The sequence below is a fragment of the Xanthobacter autotrophicus genome, from assembly GCF_030015065.1.
In the GTDB taxonomy this organism is placed as follows: Bacteria; Pseudomonadota; Alphaproteobacteria; order Rhizobiales; family Xanthobacteraceae; genus Xanthobacter; species Xanthobacter autotrophicus_D.
Genome location: NZ_JAIVFN010000099.1, coordinates 1 through 17,014 on the forward strand (window position 1 = coordinate 1; position 17,014 = coordinate 17,014).

Genomic DNA, 17,014 nt, shown 5'->3' on the forward strand with positions numbered 1-17,014 from the left:
GCCCGAAGCCGGATGTTTCCGGTTTCGGAACCTCACATCCGAACTCGGCAACAGCCGAGTTCGGGCGGGAGAGGGCTTTTTCCGTTTGCGCACGGGGGAGCAATCACCCCACCGCGCGGCGCACCGCCTCGGCCACCTTCTCGACGGTGAAGCCGAACAGGGGCCACAGGTCCTTCTCGGGGGCGGATTCGCCGAAGCGGTCGATGCCGATGACGGTCACGCCCTCCTCGCGGGTGCCGGCAAGGCCGCGCCAGCCGCGGGTGACGCCCGCTTCCACCGCCACCACCGGCACACCCTTCGGGAACAGCGCCGCCCGCTCGGTCTCGGTCAAAGCCTCGAACCGCTCGCGGCAGGGCATGGAGACGATGCGAGTGGCGATGCCCGCCGTATCCAGCGCCTCGGCCGCCGCCACCGCGAGCTTCACTTCCGAGCCGGTGGCGACGAGGATGGCGCGGGCCACGCCCTCGCTCTCGCGCAGCACATAGCCGCCCCCGGCAATGGCCTCCACCTGCGCCGGCGTGCGCGGCCACATGGGCAGGTTCTGGCGCGACAGGATGAGGGCGGAGGGGCCATCCTTCCGCCGCAGCGCGGCGCCCCACGCCTCCAGCGTCTCCACCGTGTCGCAGGGCCGCCACACGTCGAGGTTGGGGATGAGGCGCAGGCTCTCCACATGCTCCACCGGCTGGTGGGTGGGGCCGTCCTCGCCGAGGCCGATGGAATCGTGGGTGAGGATGTAGATCACCCTCTGGCCCATCAGCGCGCTCATGCGCATGGCGTTGCGGGCATAGTCCGAGAACACCAGGAAGGTGGCCACGAACGGGATGAAACCGCCGTGCAGGGCGATGCCGTTGGCGATGGCCGACATGCCGAACTCGCGCACGCCGTAATAGATCTGGTTGCCGGCCGGGTCCCGCGTCACCGGCACCGCGCCGGGGAAGGTGGTGAGGTTGGAATGGGCGAGGTCCGCCGAGCCGCCGAGAAACTCCGGCACCGCCGGCGCCAGCGCTGAGAGGGCCTGCTGGCCCGCCTTGCGGGTCGCCACCATCTCGGCCTTCTCGATGGTGGCCTTCAGCGCCGCATCGAAGGTGTCGGCGAACACCGGGGAGAGATCGCCCTTGAGGCGGCGGCGGAACTCGGCCGCTTCCTTCGGATAGGCGCGTTCATAGGCGACCATGCGGGCTTCCCACGCCTGCTGGCGCGCGGCGCCGGCCGTGCGAGCGTCCCACTGGGCATAGATGTCCGCCGGGATCTCGAACGGGGCATGCTCCCAGCCCATGGCGGCGCGGGTGCGGGCGATCTCGTCCGGCCCGAGCGGGGCGCCATGGGTGTCCTGGTGGCCCTGCTTGGTGGGCGCGCCGCGGCCGATGACGGTCTTGCAGCAGATCAGCGAGGGCTTGGAGGTTTCGGCCAGCGCCTGTTCGGTGGCGGCGCGCACGGCGGCGGGGTCGTGCCCGTCCACGTCGCGCACCACGTGCCAGCCATAGGCCTCGAAGCGGGCCGGGGTGTCATCCGCGAACCACTCCTCCACCTTGCCGTCGATGGAGATGCCGTTGTCGTCATAATAGGCGGTGAGCTTGCCGAGGCCGAGCCGGCCGGCGAGCGAGCAGGCCTCGTGGCTCACGCCCTCCATCAGGCAGCCGTCGCCGAGGAAGACGAAGGTGCGGTGATCGACGATCGCAAGGCCCGGCCGGTTGAACTGGGCGGCCAGCGTCTTTTCCGCCAGCGCCATGCCCACCGCATTGGCAAGGCCCTGGCCGAGCGGGCCGGTGGTGGTCTCCACGCCGGGGGTCATGCCGTATTCGGGATGGCCGGGGGTGCGCGAATGGACCTGCCGGAACCGCTTCAGCTCCGCCACCGGCAGGTCGTAGCCGGTGAGGTGGAGCAGCGCGTAGATCAGCATGGAGCCGTGGCCGTTGGACAGCACGAAGCGGTCGCGGTCGGGCCACGCCGGGTCGGCGGGATTGTGGCGCAGGTGCTCGCGCCACAGCACGGCGGAAATCTCCGCCATGCCCAGCGGCGCGCCGGGATGGCCGGATTTCGCCTGCTCCACGCCGTCCATGGCGAGCGCGCGCAGGGCCGCCGTCACCGGCCAGGCGAGGGAGCCCGGCGCGCGGTCGAGCGTCGGGGCGGATGCGGGGACCGCAGGCGCGGCCTCGGCTGTCGCGGCGATGGCGTGTGCGGTCATGGCTCGTCTTCCTTCCATCAGCTTCTCAACGGCATTCATCCCCTTGCGGGACCGTCGTGCCCGGCCTGTGCCCGAAGCCGGAAACATCCGACTTCCGGGACGAGCCCGGCCATGATGACTTCGCATTCCTCCGTGTCCCCGAGCGTTCCGGGGACACGCGCTCGCCCGTCAGGGGCGAGGCGGGGAGGGCGGCAGCCACGCGTCCCAGGGCTTAAGGAACGTGCCGCCCTCCCCCTCACCCTTCCCCCGGCGCGGGGAAGGGGAAGTGTGCGCGCCTCAGCTGGCGCGGCGCTTCCTGTCGATCAGCTTCATGATCAGCGGCGTGAGCAGGAGCTGCATGGCGAGATCCTGCTTGTTGCCCGGGATGACGATGGAATTCGCCCGCGACATGAAGCTGTCGTGGATCATCGACAGCAAATACGGGAAGTCGATGCCGTGGGGGTCGCGGAAGCGGATGACGACCATCGACTCGTCAGGCGTCGGGATCCAGCGTGCGGCGAACGGGTTGGAGGTGTCCACCGTCGGCACGCGCTGGAAGTTGATGTCGGTCTCGGTGAATTGCGGGCAGATGTAGCGCACGTAATCGGGCATGCGCCGCAGGATGGTGTCGGTCACGTCTTCCGTGGAATAGCCGCGCGTGGCCTTGTCGCGATGGATCTTCTGGATCCATTCGAGATTGATCACCGGCACCACGCCGATCTTCAGGTCCGCATGCTTGGCGAGGTTGATGTCGTCGGTGACGACCGCGCCGTGCAGGCCTTCGTAGAACAAAAGGTCGGTGCCGCCTTCCACGTCTTCCCACGCGGTGAAGCGGCCGGGCTCGGTGCCGTAGAGCTTGGCCTCGTCGGCATCGTGCACATAGTGCCGGGCGCGGCCGGAGCCGGTGGCGCCATAGTCCTTGAACAGGGTACCCAGCTCGTCCAGGAGGTTGGTGTCGGGCGAGAAATGGCTGAAGTGGCGGTTGCCCTTGGCGGCCTCGGCGGCCATCAGCTCGCGCATTTCCAGGCGGTCGTAGCGATGGAAGGCGTCGCCTTCCACATAGGCGGCCTTGACCCCCTCGCGGCGGAAGATCTGGTCGAAGGTCCGCTTCACGGAGGTCGTCCCGGCGCCTGACGAACCGGTGACGACGATGATGGGATGCTTGATGGACATGGAGTGCTCGGCTCTTCTTGTGTCTTTGCTGCGCGGGATCAGATGAACAGGCCGCGCCGCGCGAACAGCGGCGAGCGCTCGCCGTGGCCGGCGGGCTCCAGGTGATAGCGGGCGACCCGGGCCACCTCGTCGCGCGAGCCGAAGATGAAGGGCACGCGCTGGTGCAGGCCGGTGGCGGAAAGGTCGAGGATGGCACCGTGGCCGTCGATGGCCGCGCCCTGGGCCTGCTCCATCAGGAAGGCCACGGGGAAGGCTTCGTAGAGCAGGCGCAGGCGCCCGTTCGCGTAGCCCTTCCGGCCGTCGCCGGGATAAAGATAGATGCCGCCGCGCTGGAAGATGCGGTGCGCATCCGCCACCATGGAGGCCACCCAGCGCATGTTGAAGTCGCGCTCGCGCGGGCCCTTCTTGCCGGCAAGGCAATCGTCCACATAAGCGCGGATCGGATCGTCCCAGTGGTGGTAGTTCGACATGTTGATGGCGAACTCGGCCGCGCCTTCCTTCACCCGCGCCGCCGCGTTCACGAGGCGGAAGGTGCCGTCCTGGTCGAGGGCGAAGTGCCAGGTGCCGGCGCCCACCGTGAGCATCAGCGCGGTGTGCGGCCCGTAGATCACATAGCCGGCGGCGAGCATGTCGCGCCCGTTCTGCAGGAAGGCGCTCGCGCCGGCGGCGTTGGTGCCCTCGCGGTGCGGGAACACGGCGAAGATGGTGCCCACGGAGATGTCGGTGTCGATGTTGGACGAGCCGTCCAGCGGGTCGATGGCCACCAGCAGCGGGGCGTTCGCGTCGAGCAGCACCGGCGCGTCGTTCTCCTCGGAGGCGACGGCGGCGACCGGAGCCTTGCGCAGGGCGTCGATGACCATGTCGTTGGAGATGATGTCGAGCGCCTTCTGGCCCTCGCCGGCTTCGCCGGACGAGAGGGTCTTCGCGAGGTCGCCGGCGAGCGGCCCCTCGGCGATGGCGCGGGCGAGCGAGGTGGCGCCAACGGCGAGAGCGGCGAGGGTCGCGGCGACATCGCGGCGGCGGGCGTCCTCGCCCGCCCATTCCTCGAGCGCGCAGGCAAGCGTGATTCCGGGTGCGGCGCGATGATCGGCGGTTGGCATGGCGGTCGTCTCCCTGAGGGTCTTCTCCGCGCGACCCGTTCGGCGGGCCGTCATCGGTGTTTTTGGTCCCGCGGCGTCTATTCGCTGCGGGGCTTGTAGTCGGGGGCGTCGATGCCCCCCGAGAACACGCGGCTGGCGCGGACATCGCCTTCCGTGATGGTCGAAAGCGCGGCGCGGTCGGCGAGACCCCCCTCCTCGAACAGGCGCAGCGACAGGCGCAGGCGCATGCGGTCGAGGGCGTTGCGGATGGACCGCGCATTGGCGAAATTGGGCTGCGCGCGGCGCTTGGAGACGTACTCCTCCAGCGCCACCTCGGCCTCGGGACTGAAGCTGTAGTCGGCCGCCTGCGCCATGGTCCTGGCGATGGAGACCAGCTCGGCATCCTCGTAGTCGGGGAAGTCGATGTGGTGGGCGATGCGCGAGCGGAAGCCGGGATTGCTCTCGAAGAAGCGATCCATGCGGTCCTTGTAGCCGGCGAGGATCACCACCAGATCGTCCCGCTGGTTTTCCATGACCTGGAGCAGGATCTCGATGGCTTCCTGACCGTAATCCCGCTCGTTCTCGGGCCGGTACAGATAATAAGCCTCGTCTATGAAGAGGACCCCGCCCATGGCTTTCTTAAGAATCTCTTTGGTCTTCGGTGCCGTGTGGCCGATATATTGACCCACGAGATCGTCCCGCGTCACCGAGACAAGATGACCCCGTCGCACATATCCCAGGCGATGAAGGATCTGCGCCATCTTGAGGGCGACGGTGGTCTTGCCGGTGCCGGGATTGCCGGTGAAGGCCATGTGCAGGGTGGGCGCGCCGGAGGTCAGGCCGAGGCTCTCGCGGGCGCGGCCGATGACGAGGTGGGCCGCGATCTCGCGGATGCGGCGCTTGACCGGCTTCAGGCCGATGAGGTCGGCCTCCAGCTCGGCCAGGAATTCAGGCACTTCGCTCTCGATGAAGAGAGCGCCGAGGTCGAGCCTGCCCTCGGCGGCCTCGGCCGGCAACGCGGCGGTCGGTGCGGAAAAGGCTGTGTTGAGCATCGCTCGAACCTCGGCTTAAGTTGCGCGGTGGGAACGGCCGCGCTGGTGAAGCGGTAAAGATGTCAGGTGGTTGGATCAGCCGGCGGAATACTGCCGGTGGTGGATGCCGTAGCGCTGGGTGCGGCCGGGGCCCTCGGTGCGCTCCAGGCGGAAGCCGTCTTCCACGGCCGGGCGCTGGACGATGAAGGACAGGCGCACCGTCTCCCAGCCGCGGGTGGAGTCGAAGGCGTTCACCCGCACGTAGCGGTTGGGAAAGGCGTTGCGGCAGCCGTCGATCTCGCCGACGACGCCGGCGGCGTCGCGCAGGTCGAACATGGGCGGGCCCCACATTTCCCAATAGGTGTTGCGCGGGTGCGGGTCGTCCGTGTGCTCCACCGAGACCGCCCAGCCCTGGTCCAGGCAATACTGCACCTGGGCGCGGACCTGGGCCGGGGTGAGATCCGGCAGGAAGGAGAAGGTGCCTTGGGTGATGCGCATATTTCCTCTCCTCAGGCCACGGACGCGGTGGGAACGAAGTCGGACGTGTCGGTGGAGGCGTAGTTGAAGGTCACCTCGCCCCAGGTATCGAGGGCGGCGCGCAGCGGACGGCACCACTTGGCGGCCTCGATGAGGATTTCGGGACCCTCGTTCTTGATGTCCCGGCCCTCGTTGCGGGCGAGGATCATGGTTTCCAGCGCGACGCGGTTGGCGATGGCGCCGGCCTGGATGCCGTCGGGATGGCCGATGGTGCCGCCGCCGAACTGAAGCACCACGTCCTCGCCGAACAGGTCGATGAGCTGGTGCATCTGGCCGGCATGGATGCCGCCGGAGGCCACCGGCATCACCTTGCGCAGGCCCGCCCATTCCTGGTCGAAGAAGATGCCGCGGGTATAGTCGGTCTTCGTCGTCATCTCGCGGCAGACGTTGTAGTAGCCCTGCACGGTCATGGGGTCGCCTTCCAGCTTGCCCACCGCGGTGCCGGTGTGGAGATGATCGACGCCGGCGAGGCGCAGCCATTTGGCGATGACGCGGAACGAGATGCCGTGGCCCTTCTGGCGCGTGTAGGTGCCATGGCCCGCACGGTGCATGTGCAGGAGCATGTCGTTCTCGCGGCACCAGTTGGAGATGGACTGGATCGCGGTCCAGCCGATGATGAGGTCCACCATCACCACCACGGAGCCCAGCTCCTTGGCGAACTCGGCGCGGCGGTACATCTCCTCCATGGTCCCGGCGGTGATGTTGAGGTAGTGCCCCTTCACCTCGCCGGTCTCGGCCTGGGCCTTGTTGACGGCCTCCATGCAGTAGAGGAAGCGGTCGCGCCAGTGCATGAAGGGCTGCGAGTTGATGTTCTCGTCGTCCTTCACGAAGTCGAGGCCGCCCTTGAGCGCCTCATAGACCACGCGGCCGTAATTCTTGCCGGACAGGCCAAGCTTGGGCTTGGTGGTGGCGCCGAGCAGGGGGCGGCCGAACTTGTCGAGGCGCTCGCGCTCCACCACGATGCCGGTGGGCGGGCCGCGGAAGGTCTTCACGTAAGCCACCGGCAGGCGCATGTCCTCCAGCCGGCAGGCCTTCAGCGGCTTGAACGAGAAGACGTTGCCGATGATGGACGCGGTGAGGTTGGCGATGGAGCCTTCCTCGAACAAATCGAGGTCGTAGGCGACCCAGCAGAAATACTGGCCGCTCTGGCCCGGCACCGGCTCCACCTTGTAGGCCTTGGCGCGGTACATGTCGGCGGCGGTGAGGCGGTCGGTCCACACCACGGTCCAGGTGGCGGTGGAGCTTTCGCCGGCGACGGCCGCGGCAGCTTCCACCGGGTCCACGCCCTCCTGGGGGGTGACGCGGAACAGGGCCAGGACATCGGTGTCCTTCGGCTGGTAGTCGCCGTCCCAATAGCCCATCTGGGCATATTTCAGCACGCCGGCGGCGTACCTCTTCTTGGCGTCCTTGATCTGCCCGATGGCGGCGTCGGCACCCATGATGGCGGCCCTCCTTGCTTGTTGAAGGGACCTTGCCGCACCGCCTGATTTAGGTAAATTTGAATGATATGAACTAGACATTCAGGAAACCTGAAATGGCTACCCACTGGACCCTGAAGCAGCTGCGCCTGGTGGCCCTCGCCGCCGCCTCCGGCTCCTATGCCAAAGCCGCGCAGGACATGGGTTTGAGCCCGCCCGCGGTGACCGCGCAGATGAAGGCGCTGGAGGAGGAGCTGGGGGTGCCGGTGTTCGAGCGCGCCGACGGCCGCCTGCGACCGACCGCCGCTGGCGCGGAGCTTCTCGCCGCCCAGCAGCGCATCGCCCACGCCCTCCAGGAGGCGGAGCGGGCGATTGCGGCGCTGAAAAGCCCCGAGCGCGGCTCGGTGGTGGTGGGGGTGGTCTCCACCGCGAAATATTTCGCGCCCATGGCGCTGGCGGCGTTCCGCAGGCGCCGGCCGGAGATCGAGCTGAAGCTCATGATCGGCAACCGGGAGGAGATCATCGCCGGCTTGGTCAAGCTCGACCTCGATGTGGCCATCATGGGCCGTCCGCCGGCGGAGCTGGAGGCGGAGACGCAGATTCTCGGCGACCATCCCCATGTGGTCATCGCGCCGCCCGAGCACCGCCTCATCGGGCGGCGCATCTCGCCCACGGACCTTGCGAGGGAGCCCCTGCTGGTGCGCGAGCAGGGATCGGGCACCCGCGTGCTGATGGAGCGGGTGTTCGAGGAGGCGGGCATCGCGCAGCCGGCCATCGCCATGGAGATAGGCTCCAACGAGACCATCAAGCAGGCGGTGATGGCCGGGCTCGGCCTTTCCTTCATCTCGGCCCACACGGTGGCGGCCGAGGTGGCGGACGGGCGCCTCAAGGTGCTGGACGTTCAGGGCCTGCCGGTGGTGCGGCAATGGCTGGTGGTACGGGCCAGGGACAAGCGCCTGCTGCCGGCGGGGCGGGCGCTGCTGGATTTCCTCGCCCGGGAGGGCGGCAGCTTCCTGCCGCTCATGCCGGAAGGCGAGGGCGGCCGCTGCTTCCTGCCGCAGAAGCCGGCGGCCTGAGCGGGGGGCAAAACAAAAACGCCGCGCCCGATGGGCGCGGCGCTCGCGGCGGTTGGCAGGGGAGGTCAGCCCTTGGCCGGCTGCTTCTTCCGGAAGGCCGAGCGGATGTTGTCCCACAGTTCGATCTTTACCCCGTGGCGCTTCATGATCGCGGCCTGCTGGGCCACCGACAGGGTGTTGTTCCACGCCCAGTAGATCACCAGGCCGGCGGCGAAATGAGCCAGCATGAAGGTGAAGATGATGGGCATCCAGTTGAAGATCATCTGCTGGGTCGGGTCCGGCGGGGCCGGGTTGAGCTTCATCTGCACCCACATGGTGACGCCCATGATGAGGGGCCAGGCGCCCAGCATCAGGTAGCTGCCGATCACCGGGACCGAGCCCGGATCCCACGGGATGAGCCCGAACAGGTTGAAGATGGTGGTCGGGTCGGGCGCGGAGAGATCGCGGATCCAGCCGAAGAAGGGCGCGTGCCGCATCTCGATGGTCACGAACAGCACCTTGTAGAGGGCGAAGAACACCGGGATCTGGATCAGGATGGGCAGGCACCCCGCCACCGGATTGATCTTCTCCTTCTTGTACAGCTCCATCAGCGCCTGCTGCTGCTTCACCTTGTCGTCGGCGTAGCGCTCGCGGATGGTGGTCACCTCCGGCTGCACCGCCTTCATCTTCGCCATGGAGGCGTAGGACTTGTTGGCGAGCGGGAAGAAGATGCCCTTCAGGATCACCGTGACGACCAGGATGGCGACGCCGAAATTGCCCACCACCCGGTAGATCCAGTCGATGACCAGGAACAAAGGCTTGGTGATGAAATAGAACCAGCCCCAGTCGATGAGCAGGTCGAAGCGGTCGATGCCGTAGCGCGTCCTGTAGCCGTCCACCACCTGCACCACCTTGGCACCGGCGAACAGCTGCCCGCTGGCGGCGACGGTGCCGCCCGGCTCCACGGTGAGGGGCGCGGCCAGATAGTCGGCCTGGAAGGTCTGGATGCCGGCCAGGGACGAGGTGGAGAACTTGGCGTCCACCTTCACGCTCTGGTCGGGGATGACGGTGGCCGCCCAGTATTTGTCGGTGATGCCCAGCCAGCCGCCGGTGGCGGCGAAGGTCAGGGGCTTCTCCTTGTCCATCTTGGCGTAGGTGATCTCCTGCAGGCCGCTGTCGCCGAGCACGCCGATCAGGCCCTCGTGCAGGATGTAGAAGCCCTCCACCTTCGGCACGCCATGGCGCGAGACGAGGGCGTAGGGGTAGAGCGTGACCGCGGCGCCGGTCTTGTTCTCCACCTCGTCCTTCACCGCGAACATGTAGTGGTCGTCGATGCGGTAGGTGCGGCGGAAGACGAGGCCCGCGCCGTTGTCCCAGCTGAGGGTCAGGGGGGACTGGTCGGTGAGCGTGCCGCTTGCGGTCCACAGGGTGTCGGGGCCGGGCACCTTCACGCCGGTGCCGGCGGCCGAGGTCCAGCCGAACTCCGCATAGAAGGGGTGGGGCGCGCCGGACGGGGACAGGAGCACGATGTTCGGGCTCTTGGGGTCCACCGTCTCGTGATACTCGGTGAGCAGCAGGTCGTCCATGCGGCCGCCCTTGAGGGCGATGGAGCCCTTCAGGCGCTCGGTCGCGATGGCGACGCGGGGGGTCAAAGCGAGGGCTTCCTCGCGGGTCAGGGGCCGGCCGGGGGCCGGCATCCCCGCCTGCGGCACGCCGGCGGAGCCGGGCGTGGCGCCGGGCGTGGCATTGGGCGCTGCCTGCTGCTGCGCCTGCTGCGCGATGCGCTGCTGCTCGGCGGCCTGGCGCTGGCGCTCGGCCTGCGGAATGCCGAAGAAATATTGCCAGCCGATGAGGATCGCCAGCGACAGGCCGATGGCGATGAACATGTTGCGGTTGTCACTCATGCCGGAGGGCCTCCGTCGGCGGGCGTCGGCTTAATATCATCGGATGGGGCTTCGGGCGCGCCGGCCGCAGCGCCCGCGACTTCAGTGGACGCGACTTCCGGGGATGGCCCCGAGGATGTCCTGCGCTCCGGCCGGCCGCCCGCCTTGCGGGCACCGTGCGGGGCGTTCGATCTCGGGGTGTGGACCTTGCGCACGCTGCGCTCGATCTCCCGCACCAGGGCGTCGAAGGGGGTGCGGAGCGCGGCCTCGCGCGCCACCAGGACGTAGTCGAAGCCGGCCTGGCCCGCTTCGGGCAGCACGCGACGCACCGCCTCGCGCAGACGGCGGCGGATGCGATTGCGCACCACCGCGTTGCCGGTCTTCTTGGTCACCGTGAAACCGACACGGATCGTGCCGGCATCCCCGCGATCGCGGCCCTGCATCAGGAACGAGGCCGCGCCGGCCCGTTCGGCCTTGGCGGCGGCGAGGAAGTCACGACGTTTGCGGAGATGGTCCAAGCTGGGCAGCTCCGCGAATGTCCACCCCTCAGGCGGACAGGCGCTGGCGGCCGTGGTTGCGGCGGGCGGCGATGATCTTGCGGCCGTTGCGGGTCGCCATGCGCGCACGGAAGCCGTGGCGGCGCTTGCGCACGAGCTTGCTGGGTTGATAGGTGCGCTTCACGGTCAAGTCTCCGGGTGTCTTGCGCGGCTTGAGGCATCGGACCCCAGCAGCGAAGCTGCGCCGGCGCTTTTCGCCGGTGCCCGCTCGCGCCACTCGAAACCGAGTTCGATGCGAGCAATGAAGGCTGGGCTCCGGCCGCCGCAGCCGCCTGAGTTCGGGCTCGGCTTATAGGGGCGGCGAGGGCGCGCGTCAATCCGGGGCGTGCGGGGGCCGGTGCTCCCGGTCGCCGCCGCAGACTTCAAAGGGGGAAGCCACCTCGCCCCCGCCTTGATCCACCCCCCTTGCGCCACGGCCCCGCCTTCGCTCTTCTGGCCCGAGACCACGGGAAGCGACCGGCACGGGAAGCCTGCGACCATGAGCCTCTTTCGCGTCTATGCCCGGACCATCAGCCTCCTCGGCCCGGAGGCGCGGCTCGGCGCCGTGCTGGCAATCTCCAACCTGTTGCTGGCCATCGCCCAGTTCGCCGAGCCGATCCTGTTCGGCCGCATCGTGAACACGCTGGCGGCCTCCCAGGCCGCCTCCCGCCTGCCGACCTTCGACGATCTCACCCCGCTGCTCGCCGCATGGGTGGGCTTCGGCCTGTTCAACATCGCCGCGGGCGTGCTCATCTCGCTGCATGCGGACCGGCTCTCCCACCGCCGCCGCCTCGGCATCCTCACGCGCTATTTCGAGCACGTGCTGCAATTGCCCCTCAGCTTCCACGGCGAAACCCATTCCGGCCGCCTGCTGAAAGTGATGCTGGAAGGCGTGGACGCCCTGTGGGGCCTGTGGCTCTCCTTCTTCCGGGAGGACTGCGCCGCCATCATCTCGCTGGTGGTGCTGGTGCCGGTGGGCATCTTCATCAACTGGCGGCTGGGCCTGGTGCTGATCGTGCTGATGGCGGTGTTCGGCGTCCTCACCGGCTTCGTCATCCGCCGCACCGAGGCCATGCAGCGCGAGGTGGAGGAATACAATTCCGACCTCGCCGAGCAGACCTCCGACGCCCTCGGCAACGTGGCGGTGATCCAGAGCTATACCCGCACCGAGGCGGAGGTCTCCGGCCTCAAGGACACGGTGAACCGGGTGCTGGCGGTGCAGATCCCGGTCTTGTCCTGGTGGGCCATGGTCTCCATGGCCACCAAGGCGGCCACCACGCTCACCATCCTCGCCATCCTGCTCATCGGCACCTGGCTCTATGTGCACGGGCTCGCCGCCATCGGCGACATCGTCACCTACGTGGCCTTCGCCAATATGCTCATTGGCCGGCTCGATCATACGGTGAGCTTCTTCAACCGGCTGATGCTGTCCGCCCCGCAGCTCGCCCAGTTCTTCGAGGTGCTGGACACGGTGGGCGCGGTGCGCGACCGGCCGGGCGCCAAGCCGCTGCCGCCGGTGAAGGGCGACGTGGTGTTCGACGACGTCTCCTTTTCCTATGACGGCAAGCGCACGGCGGTGGAGGATGTCTCCTTCCATGCCGCGCCGGGCCAGACCTTCGCCTTCGTCGGCACCACCGGGGCCGGCAAGTCCACCGCGCTGGCGCTGCTGCACCGGGTGTTCGACCCGCAGTCGGGGTCGATCCGCATCGACGGGGTGGACATCCGCGACGCCACGCTCACCTCGCTGCGCCACGCCATCGGCGTGGTGTTCCAGGAGCCGCTCCTGTTCAACCGCTCCATCGAGGACAATCTCAGGGTGGGCAAGCCCGACGCCACCGAGGCTGAGATGCGCGCGGCGCTCGCCCGCGCCCAGGCGCTGGAGCTGGTGGAACGCAATCCCCTCGGCCTCAAGGCGGTGGTGGGCGAGCGCGGGCGGGCGCTGTCCGGCGGCGAGCGCCAGCGCCTGTCCATCGCCCGCGCCCTGCTGAAGAACCCGCCGCTCCTCATCCTCGACGAGGCCACCAGCGCCCTGGACGCGGCCACGGAGGTGAAGGTGCAGGCGGCCCTGGACGAGGTCATGAAGGGCCGCACCACCTTCGTCATCGCCCATCGCCTCGCCACCGTGCGCAATGCCGACCGTATCCTGGTGTTCGAGCGCGGGCGGGTGGTGGAGGCGGGGACCTTCGACGAGCTGGTGCGCCTCGGCGGGCGTTTCGCCGGCCTCGCCCGGGCGCAGTTCATGGCCGGCGCCGCAGATGTGGTGCGTCCGCTAGCTGAAACGTAACCATGGGCACAAGATTTTCACACCCGCTCTTTGCCGGACTGGGGCGAGAATGTGGCAAACACGGCGCTTGCCCGCGCCCCAATGCTTGTGTCTCGCCGACCTGTTCCGCCTTTCGCGGCGGGACGAAACCGGGTATTGAAGGAATTATACGGTGAAGATCCCGAATGACTGGCACGCTTGATGACTGACAGGGGAGCGGAGCGGTTGGCGCGCACGAAATCCCGTCCCGACGCCCGGGCGATTTCCATCCGTGGAACCTTCCTCCGTGGGGCCTGCTTCCGTGGGGCCTGCCTTGGCCTCGCCGCGGCGGTGCTGGCGCTCGCTGCTTCCCCGTTCGCAGGATCCGCGCAGGCCAATCCCGTGCTTCTGGTGGAAGCCGATACCGGCCGGGTGCTGGAGCAGAAGGAAGCCGGCCGGCCCTGGCATCCCGCTTCTGTCACCAAGCTGATGACCGTCTATGTGGCGCTCAACGCGGTGAAGAACGGGCGCCTCACCCTGGACACGCCGCTCACCGTCTCGGCCGCCGCGGCATCCCAGCAGCCCTCCAAGATGGGCTTCAAGCCGGGCACGGTGGTCACCCTCGACAACGCCATGAAGATGGTGCTGGTGAAGTCCGCCAACGACATGGCCTGGGTGGTGGGCGAAGGCGTCGCCGGCTCCATGCCCGCCTTCGTGGCGGAGATGAATGCCACCGCGGCCCATCTCGGCATGAGCGGCACCCATTTCGAGAATCCCAACGGCCTGCCGGACCCGGACCAGATCACCACCGCCCGCGACCTCGCCATCCTGGCGCGGGCCATCATCTATCATTTCCCCGAGCACGAGGCCCTGTTCCGCATCCCCGCCATCAAGATCGGCAAGGCGGTGCTGCGCAACTACAACCGCCTGATCGACCGCTATCCCGGCGCCGACGGCATGAAGACCGGCTTCGTCTGCGGCTCCGGCTACAATCTGGTGGCCACCGCCACCCGCGGCAACAAGCGCCTCATCGCCGTGGTGCTGGGCGCCCGCTCGGGCACGGCCCGCACCGAGCAGACCGCGCTGCTGTTCGAGAAGGGCTTCCAGTCGTCCTGGTCGGTGTTCGGCGCGGCGCAGCCGCTTCTGTCCAACATTTCCAACACCGGCGGCCCGGCCTACGACATGAAGCCCGAGGTCTGCGGCGGCAAGCGCGCCGTGACCGCCTCCGAGGCCGACGACGAGCCTGATCCCGGCGCCTCGAGCGGTTTCGCCTTCGCCGCGCCGACCCTGCCCAAGTCCGGCGCCGAGCTGCTGCAGACCCTGCCGCCCTCCATGCCGCCGGTGGTGGTCTATGTGGGCACGCGCGGCGCGCCGCAGGACCTTTCCACGGCCTATGCATCGGACGAGAAGCCGAAGAAGAAGCCCGACGCCAAGGACACGAAGCAGGCCAGGAGAACCGGCGGCGCCGAGACCGCGTCCGCCGAGAGCGGCGACACGGCGAAGCCGGCCGCCAAGCCGAAGCCCAAGCCCGCGACCGCCGCCGCCAAGCCGGCCACGGCGACCGCCAGCGCCGGCGACGGCGCCAAGCCCTCGGTCTCCGACAAGCCGGCGAGCGGCACGGCGCAGAAGAAGCAGGTGCAGCCCCAGGCCCCGGTGACCGCCGGCTCGGTGCCGGCCGCGAAGCCCAAGCCCAAGCCGAAGCCCGTCGAAGCCCCGGCGGAGAACGCAGCCCCCGCCCCCAAGCCCGCGACCTGAGGCGGCAAACGGGCGCCGTCCGTGGCCGCGCCCCATGGCCGCGCCCCGTGCCCCTGTCGCGTCGCTCCGGCTGAAGCGCCGTCGGCGCTCTCCTGCGCCGGAGCCTCTTCGCCCGCGTCGGTCCACGGTGCTGGTCCGGGCGGACAAGGCCGCCCGAACCAGCGATGCCTCGCCGCCCGCCCGGCGTGTGCTCATGAGGCCCGTGCCCCGGCACGGACGCCCGCCGGCTTGGTTCCAGACCGGAGCGGCCTTCTGTCCTGCCGCGACCGCCGATGGACAACCCGTCGCCCTTGACCCGGCGCGCCGGCTGATGGAGGCAGAAGGACGAGAGAGGGGGACGAGACGTTCCCTCCGTCCTGTGGAGACACCGCCATGCCGGGCAACGCGCCCGCCCAAGACGCGCCTATCCAGGGCGCTCCTATCCAAGACGCGCCCGCGCCCCGTCGCGGACCGCCGGAGCCCATTCCCGTCACCGTGCTGACGGGCTTCCTCGGCGCCGGCAAGACGACGCTGCTCAACGCGCTGCTCGCCGATCCGGCGCTGGCCGACACCGCCGTGCTCATCAACGAGTTCGGCGAGGTGGGGCTCGACCATCTGTTCGTGCGGCCGGTGGAGGAAGGCATCGTCATGCTCGCCTCGGGCTGCCTGTGCTGCACCGTGCGGGGCGATCTCGTGGCGGCGCTGGAGGACCTTTTGCGCGGTCGCGACAATGACCGCCTGCCGCCCTTCTCCCGCGTCATCATCGAGACCACGGGCCTCGCCGATCCGGCGCCGGTGATCCACACCCTGATGACCCACCCCTATCTCGGCCTGCGCTACCGGCTCGACGGCCTCGTCTGCGTGGTGGATGCGGTGAATGCCGACGCCACCCTGGATGCCCACGAGGAGGCGGTGAAGCAGGCCGCCATGGCCGACCGCATCGTTCTCACCAAGACCGACCTTGTGGCGGAGGCGGGCCGCCCGCAGCTCGACGCGCTCAAGCTGCGGCTGAAGCGTCTCGCCCCGGCGGCCGGGCTGCTCGATGCCGCAGCGGGGGAGGCGGACGCCGCCGCCCTCCTCGGCGCCGGGCTCTACGACGCCTCCGGCAAGGCGCCGGACGTGGCCCGCTGGCTCGCGGCCGAGGCGGTCGCGGCGGCGGAGCACCATGGCGCGGGCCTCGACCCCGCCAGCCTCGACCCCAACCGCCACGATGCCCGCATCCGCGCCTTCACGCTGGCCACCGACGCCGCCATTCCGGCCGGAACGCTGGACCTGTTCCTGGAGCTGCTGCGCGCCACCCATGGCGGCCATGTGCTGCGCATGAAGGGCATCGTGAAGGTGGCGGAGGAGCCCTCGACGCCCGTCGTGCTCCACGCCGTGCAGCATGTGATGCACCCGCCCGCGCGCCTGCCCGCCTGGCCGGACGAGGACCAGCGCACGCGGCTCGTCATGATCGTGCGTGACCTCGACCCGAAGGTCATCGCCCGCCTGTTCAACGCTTTCCTCGGCGTGCCGGAGGTGGATGCGCCCGACCGCGCCGCGCTCATGGACAATCCCCTTGCGCCCCCGGGGCTGCGGTGATGACGCGGCACGACGTGAGAGGCTCGATCATTTCGCCTGCGGATGTGCTCGCCTTCTGGCTGGCGGCCGGCCGGGAGAAGTGGTTCGACGGCGGCACGGCCTTCGACGAGGAGGTGCGCGATGCCCTGCTACCGCTCCATGAGGCGGCGGCGGCCGGTGCCCTTGACGGCTGGCGGGAGACGCCGGAAGGGGCGCTGGCGTGGATCATCCTGATGGATCAGGTGCCGCGCAACGTCTTCCGCGGCACCCCGCGCGCCTTCGCCACCGACGCCCGCGCGCTCGCGGCGGCCGAGCAGGCGGTGGCGCGGGGCTTCGACGCGGCGGCGCAGATCGCCCCGGCGCTGCGCAGCTTCTTCTACCTGCCCTTCATGCATGCGGAGGACGAGGCGGCGCAGGCGCGCTGCATCGACCTCTACCAGGCGCTCGGGCACGAGGAGGGGTTGCGCTATGCCCTGGTCCACAAGGAGGTCATCGACCGCTTCGGCCGCTTCCCCCACCGCAACGCCATTCTCGGGCGGCCCATGTCGGCGGCGGAGCAGGCCTATCTGGATGGGGGTGGCTTCAGCGGGTGAGGGCAGGGT

14 protein-coding genes are annotated in these 17,014 nt (G+C 69.1%); 5 read left to right on the forward strand and 9 right to left on the reverse strand.

Annotation, left to right across the window (positions count from 1 at the left end; all coding sequences use genetic code 11):
- Positions 1 to 103 precede the first annotated feature (103 nt).
- The 6 genes from tkt to K9U40_RS17385 form a co-directional block, all read right to left on the reverse strand.
- Positions 104 to 2,185: a transketolase gene (gene tkt / locus K9U40_RS17360; protein ID WP_282891393.1), complete on the reverse strand. Its 2,082-nt coding sequence runs from the start codon at positions 2,183 to 2,185 to the stop codon at positions 104 to 106.
- Positions 2,186 to 2,461: 276 nt separating this feature from the next.
- The gene (locus K9U40_RS17365; protein WP_282891394.1) at positions 2,462 to 3,337 is read right to left on the reverse strand and encodes a phosphoribulokinase; all 876 of its coding nucleotides are present in this window, start codon (positions 3,335 to 3,337) and stop codon (positions 2,462 to 2,464) included.
- Between the two features lie 38 nt (positions 3,338 to 3,375).
- Entirely contained in the window at positions 3,376 to 4,437 is a 1,062-nt protein-coding gene (locus K9U40_RS17370; protein WP_282891395.1) for a class 1 fructose-bisphosphatase, read from the reverse strand.
- Between the two features lie 77 nt (positions 4,438 to 4,514).
- Positions 4,515 to 5,468, reverse strand: a complete 954-nt coding sequence (gene cbbX / locus K9U40_RS17375; RefSeq protein WP_282891396.1) for a CbbX protein — start codon at positions 5,466 to 5,468, stop codon at positions 4,515 to 4,517.
- 75 nt (positions 5,469 to 5,543) lie between these two features.
- Positions 5,544 to 5,945: a ribulose bisphosphate carboxylase small subunit gene (locus K9U40_RS17380; RefSeq protein WP_282891397.1), complete on the reverse strand. Its 402-nt coding sequence runs from the start codon at positions 5,943 to 5,945 to the stop codon at positions 5,544 to 5,546.
- A gap of 11 nt (positions 5,946 to 5,956) precedes the next feature.
- Positions 5,957 to 7,423: a form I ribulose bisphosphate carboxylase large subunit gene (locus K9U40_RS17385; protein WP_282891398.1), complete on the reverse strand. Its 1,467-nt coding sequence runs from the start codon at positions 7,421 to 7,423 to the stop codon at positions 5,957 to 5,959.
- Positions 7,424 to 7,518: 95 nt separating this feature from the next.
- Between K9U40_RS17385 and K9U40_RS17390 the strand changes: the two genes are divergently transcribed.
- Positions 7,519 to 8,478, forward strand: coding sequence for a LysR family transcriptional regulator (locus tag K9U40_RS17390; RefSeq protein ID WP_282891399.1), 960 nt, complete (start codon positions 7,519 to 7,521; stop codon positions 8,476 to 8,478).
- Positions 8,479 to 8,543: 65 nt separating this feature from the next.
- Here K9U40_RS17390 and yidC read toward each other — a convergent pair whose 3' ends face one another.
- Genes yidC through rpmH form a run of 3 tightly spaced genes read right to left on the reverse strand, consistent with a single transcriptional unit; the run spans position 8,544 to position 11,021 of the window.
- The gene (yidC, locus tag K9U40_RS17395) at positions 8,544 to 10,361 is read right to left on the reverse strand and encodes a membrane protein insertase YidC (RefSeq protein WP_282891400.1); all 1,818 of its coding nucleotides are present in this window, start codon (positions 10,359 to 10,361) and stop codon (positions 8,544 to 8,546) included.
- Positions 10,358 to 10,858, reverse strand: a complete 501-nt coding sequence (gene rnpA, locus K9U40_RS17400; protein ID WP_282891401.1) for a ribonuclease P protein component — start codon at positions 10,856 to 10,858, stop codon at positions 10,358 to 10,360. Before rnpA ends, yidC begins: the two co-directional genes overlap by 4 nt.
- 28 nt (positions 10,859 to 10,886) lie before the next feature.
- Positions 10,887 to 11,021, reverse strand: a complete 135-nt coding sequence (gene rpmH, locus K9U40_RS17405) for a 50S ribosomal protein L34 (protein ID WP_012113946.1) — start codon at positions 11,019 to 11,021, stop codon at positions 10,887 to 10,889.
- A gap of 354 nt (positions 11,022 to 11,375) precedes the next feature.
- Here rpmH and K9U40_RS17410 point away from each other — a divergent pair, with 354 nt between their 5' ends.
- The 4 genes from K9U40_RS17410 to K9U40_RS17425 all read left to right on the forward strand — a co-directional run bounded on the left by K9U40_RS17410 (position 11,376) and on the right by K9U40_RS17425 (position 17,005).
- On the forward strand, positions 11,376 to 13,160 hold the full coding sequence (locus tag K9U40_RS17410) for a glucan ABC transporter ATP-binding protein/ permease (RefSeq protein ID WP_282891402.1): 1,785 nt from the start codon (positions 11,376 to 11,378) through the stop codon (positions 13,158 to 13,160).
- Between the two features lie 204 nt (positions 13,161 to 13,364).
- Entirely contained in the window at positions 13,365 to 14,873 is a 1,509-nt protein-coding gene (locus K9U40_RS17415) for a D-alanyl-D-alanine carboxypeptidase family protein (protein WP_282891403.1), read from the forward strand.
- A gap of 372 nt (positions 14,874 to 15,245) precedes the next feature.
- On the forward strand, positions 15,246 to 16,433 hold the full coding sequence (locus K9U40_RS17420) for a CobW family GTP-binding protein (RefSeq protein ID WP_282891404.1): 1,188 nt from the start codon (positions 15,246 to 15,248) through the stop codon (positions 16,431 to 16,433).
- On the forward strand, positions 16,433 to 17,005 hold the full coding sequence (locus tag K9U40_RS17425; protein ID WP_282891405.1) for a DUF924 family protein: 573 nt from the start codon (positions 16,433 to 16,435) through the stop codon (positions 17,003 to 17,005). Before K9U40_RS17420 ends, K9U40_RS17425 begins: the two co-directional genes overlap by 1 nt.
- Positions 17,006 to 17,014: the final 9 nt, after the last annotated feature.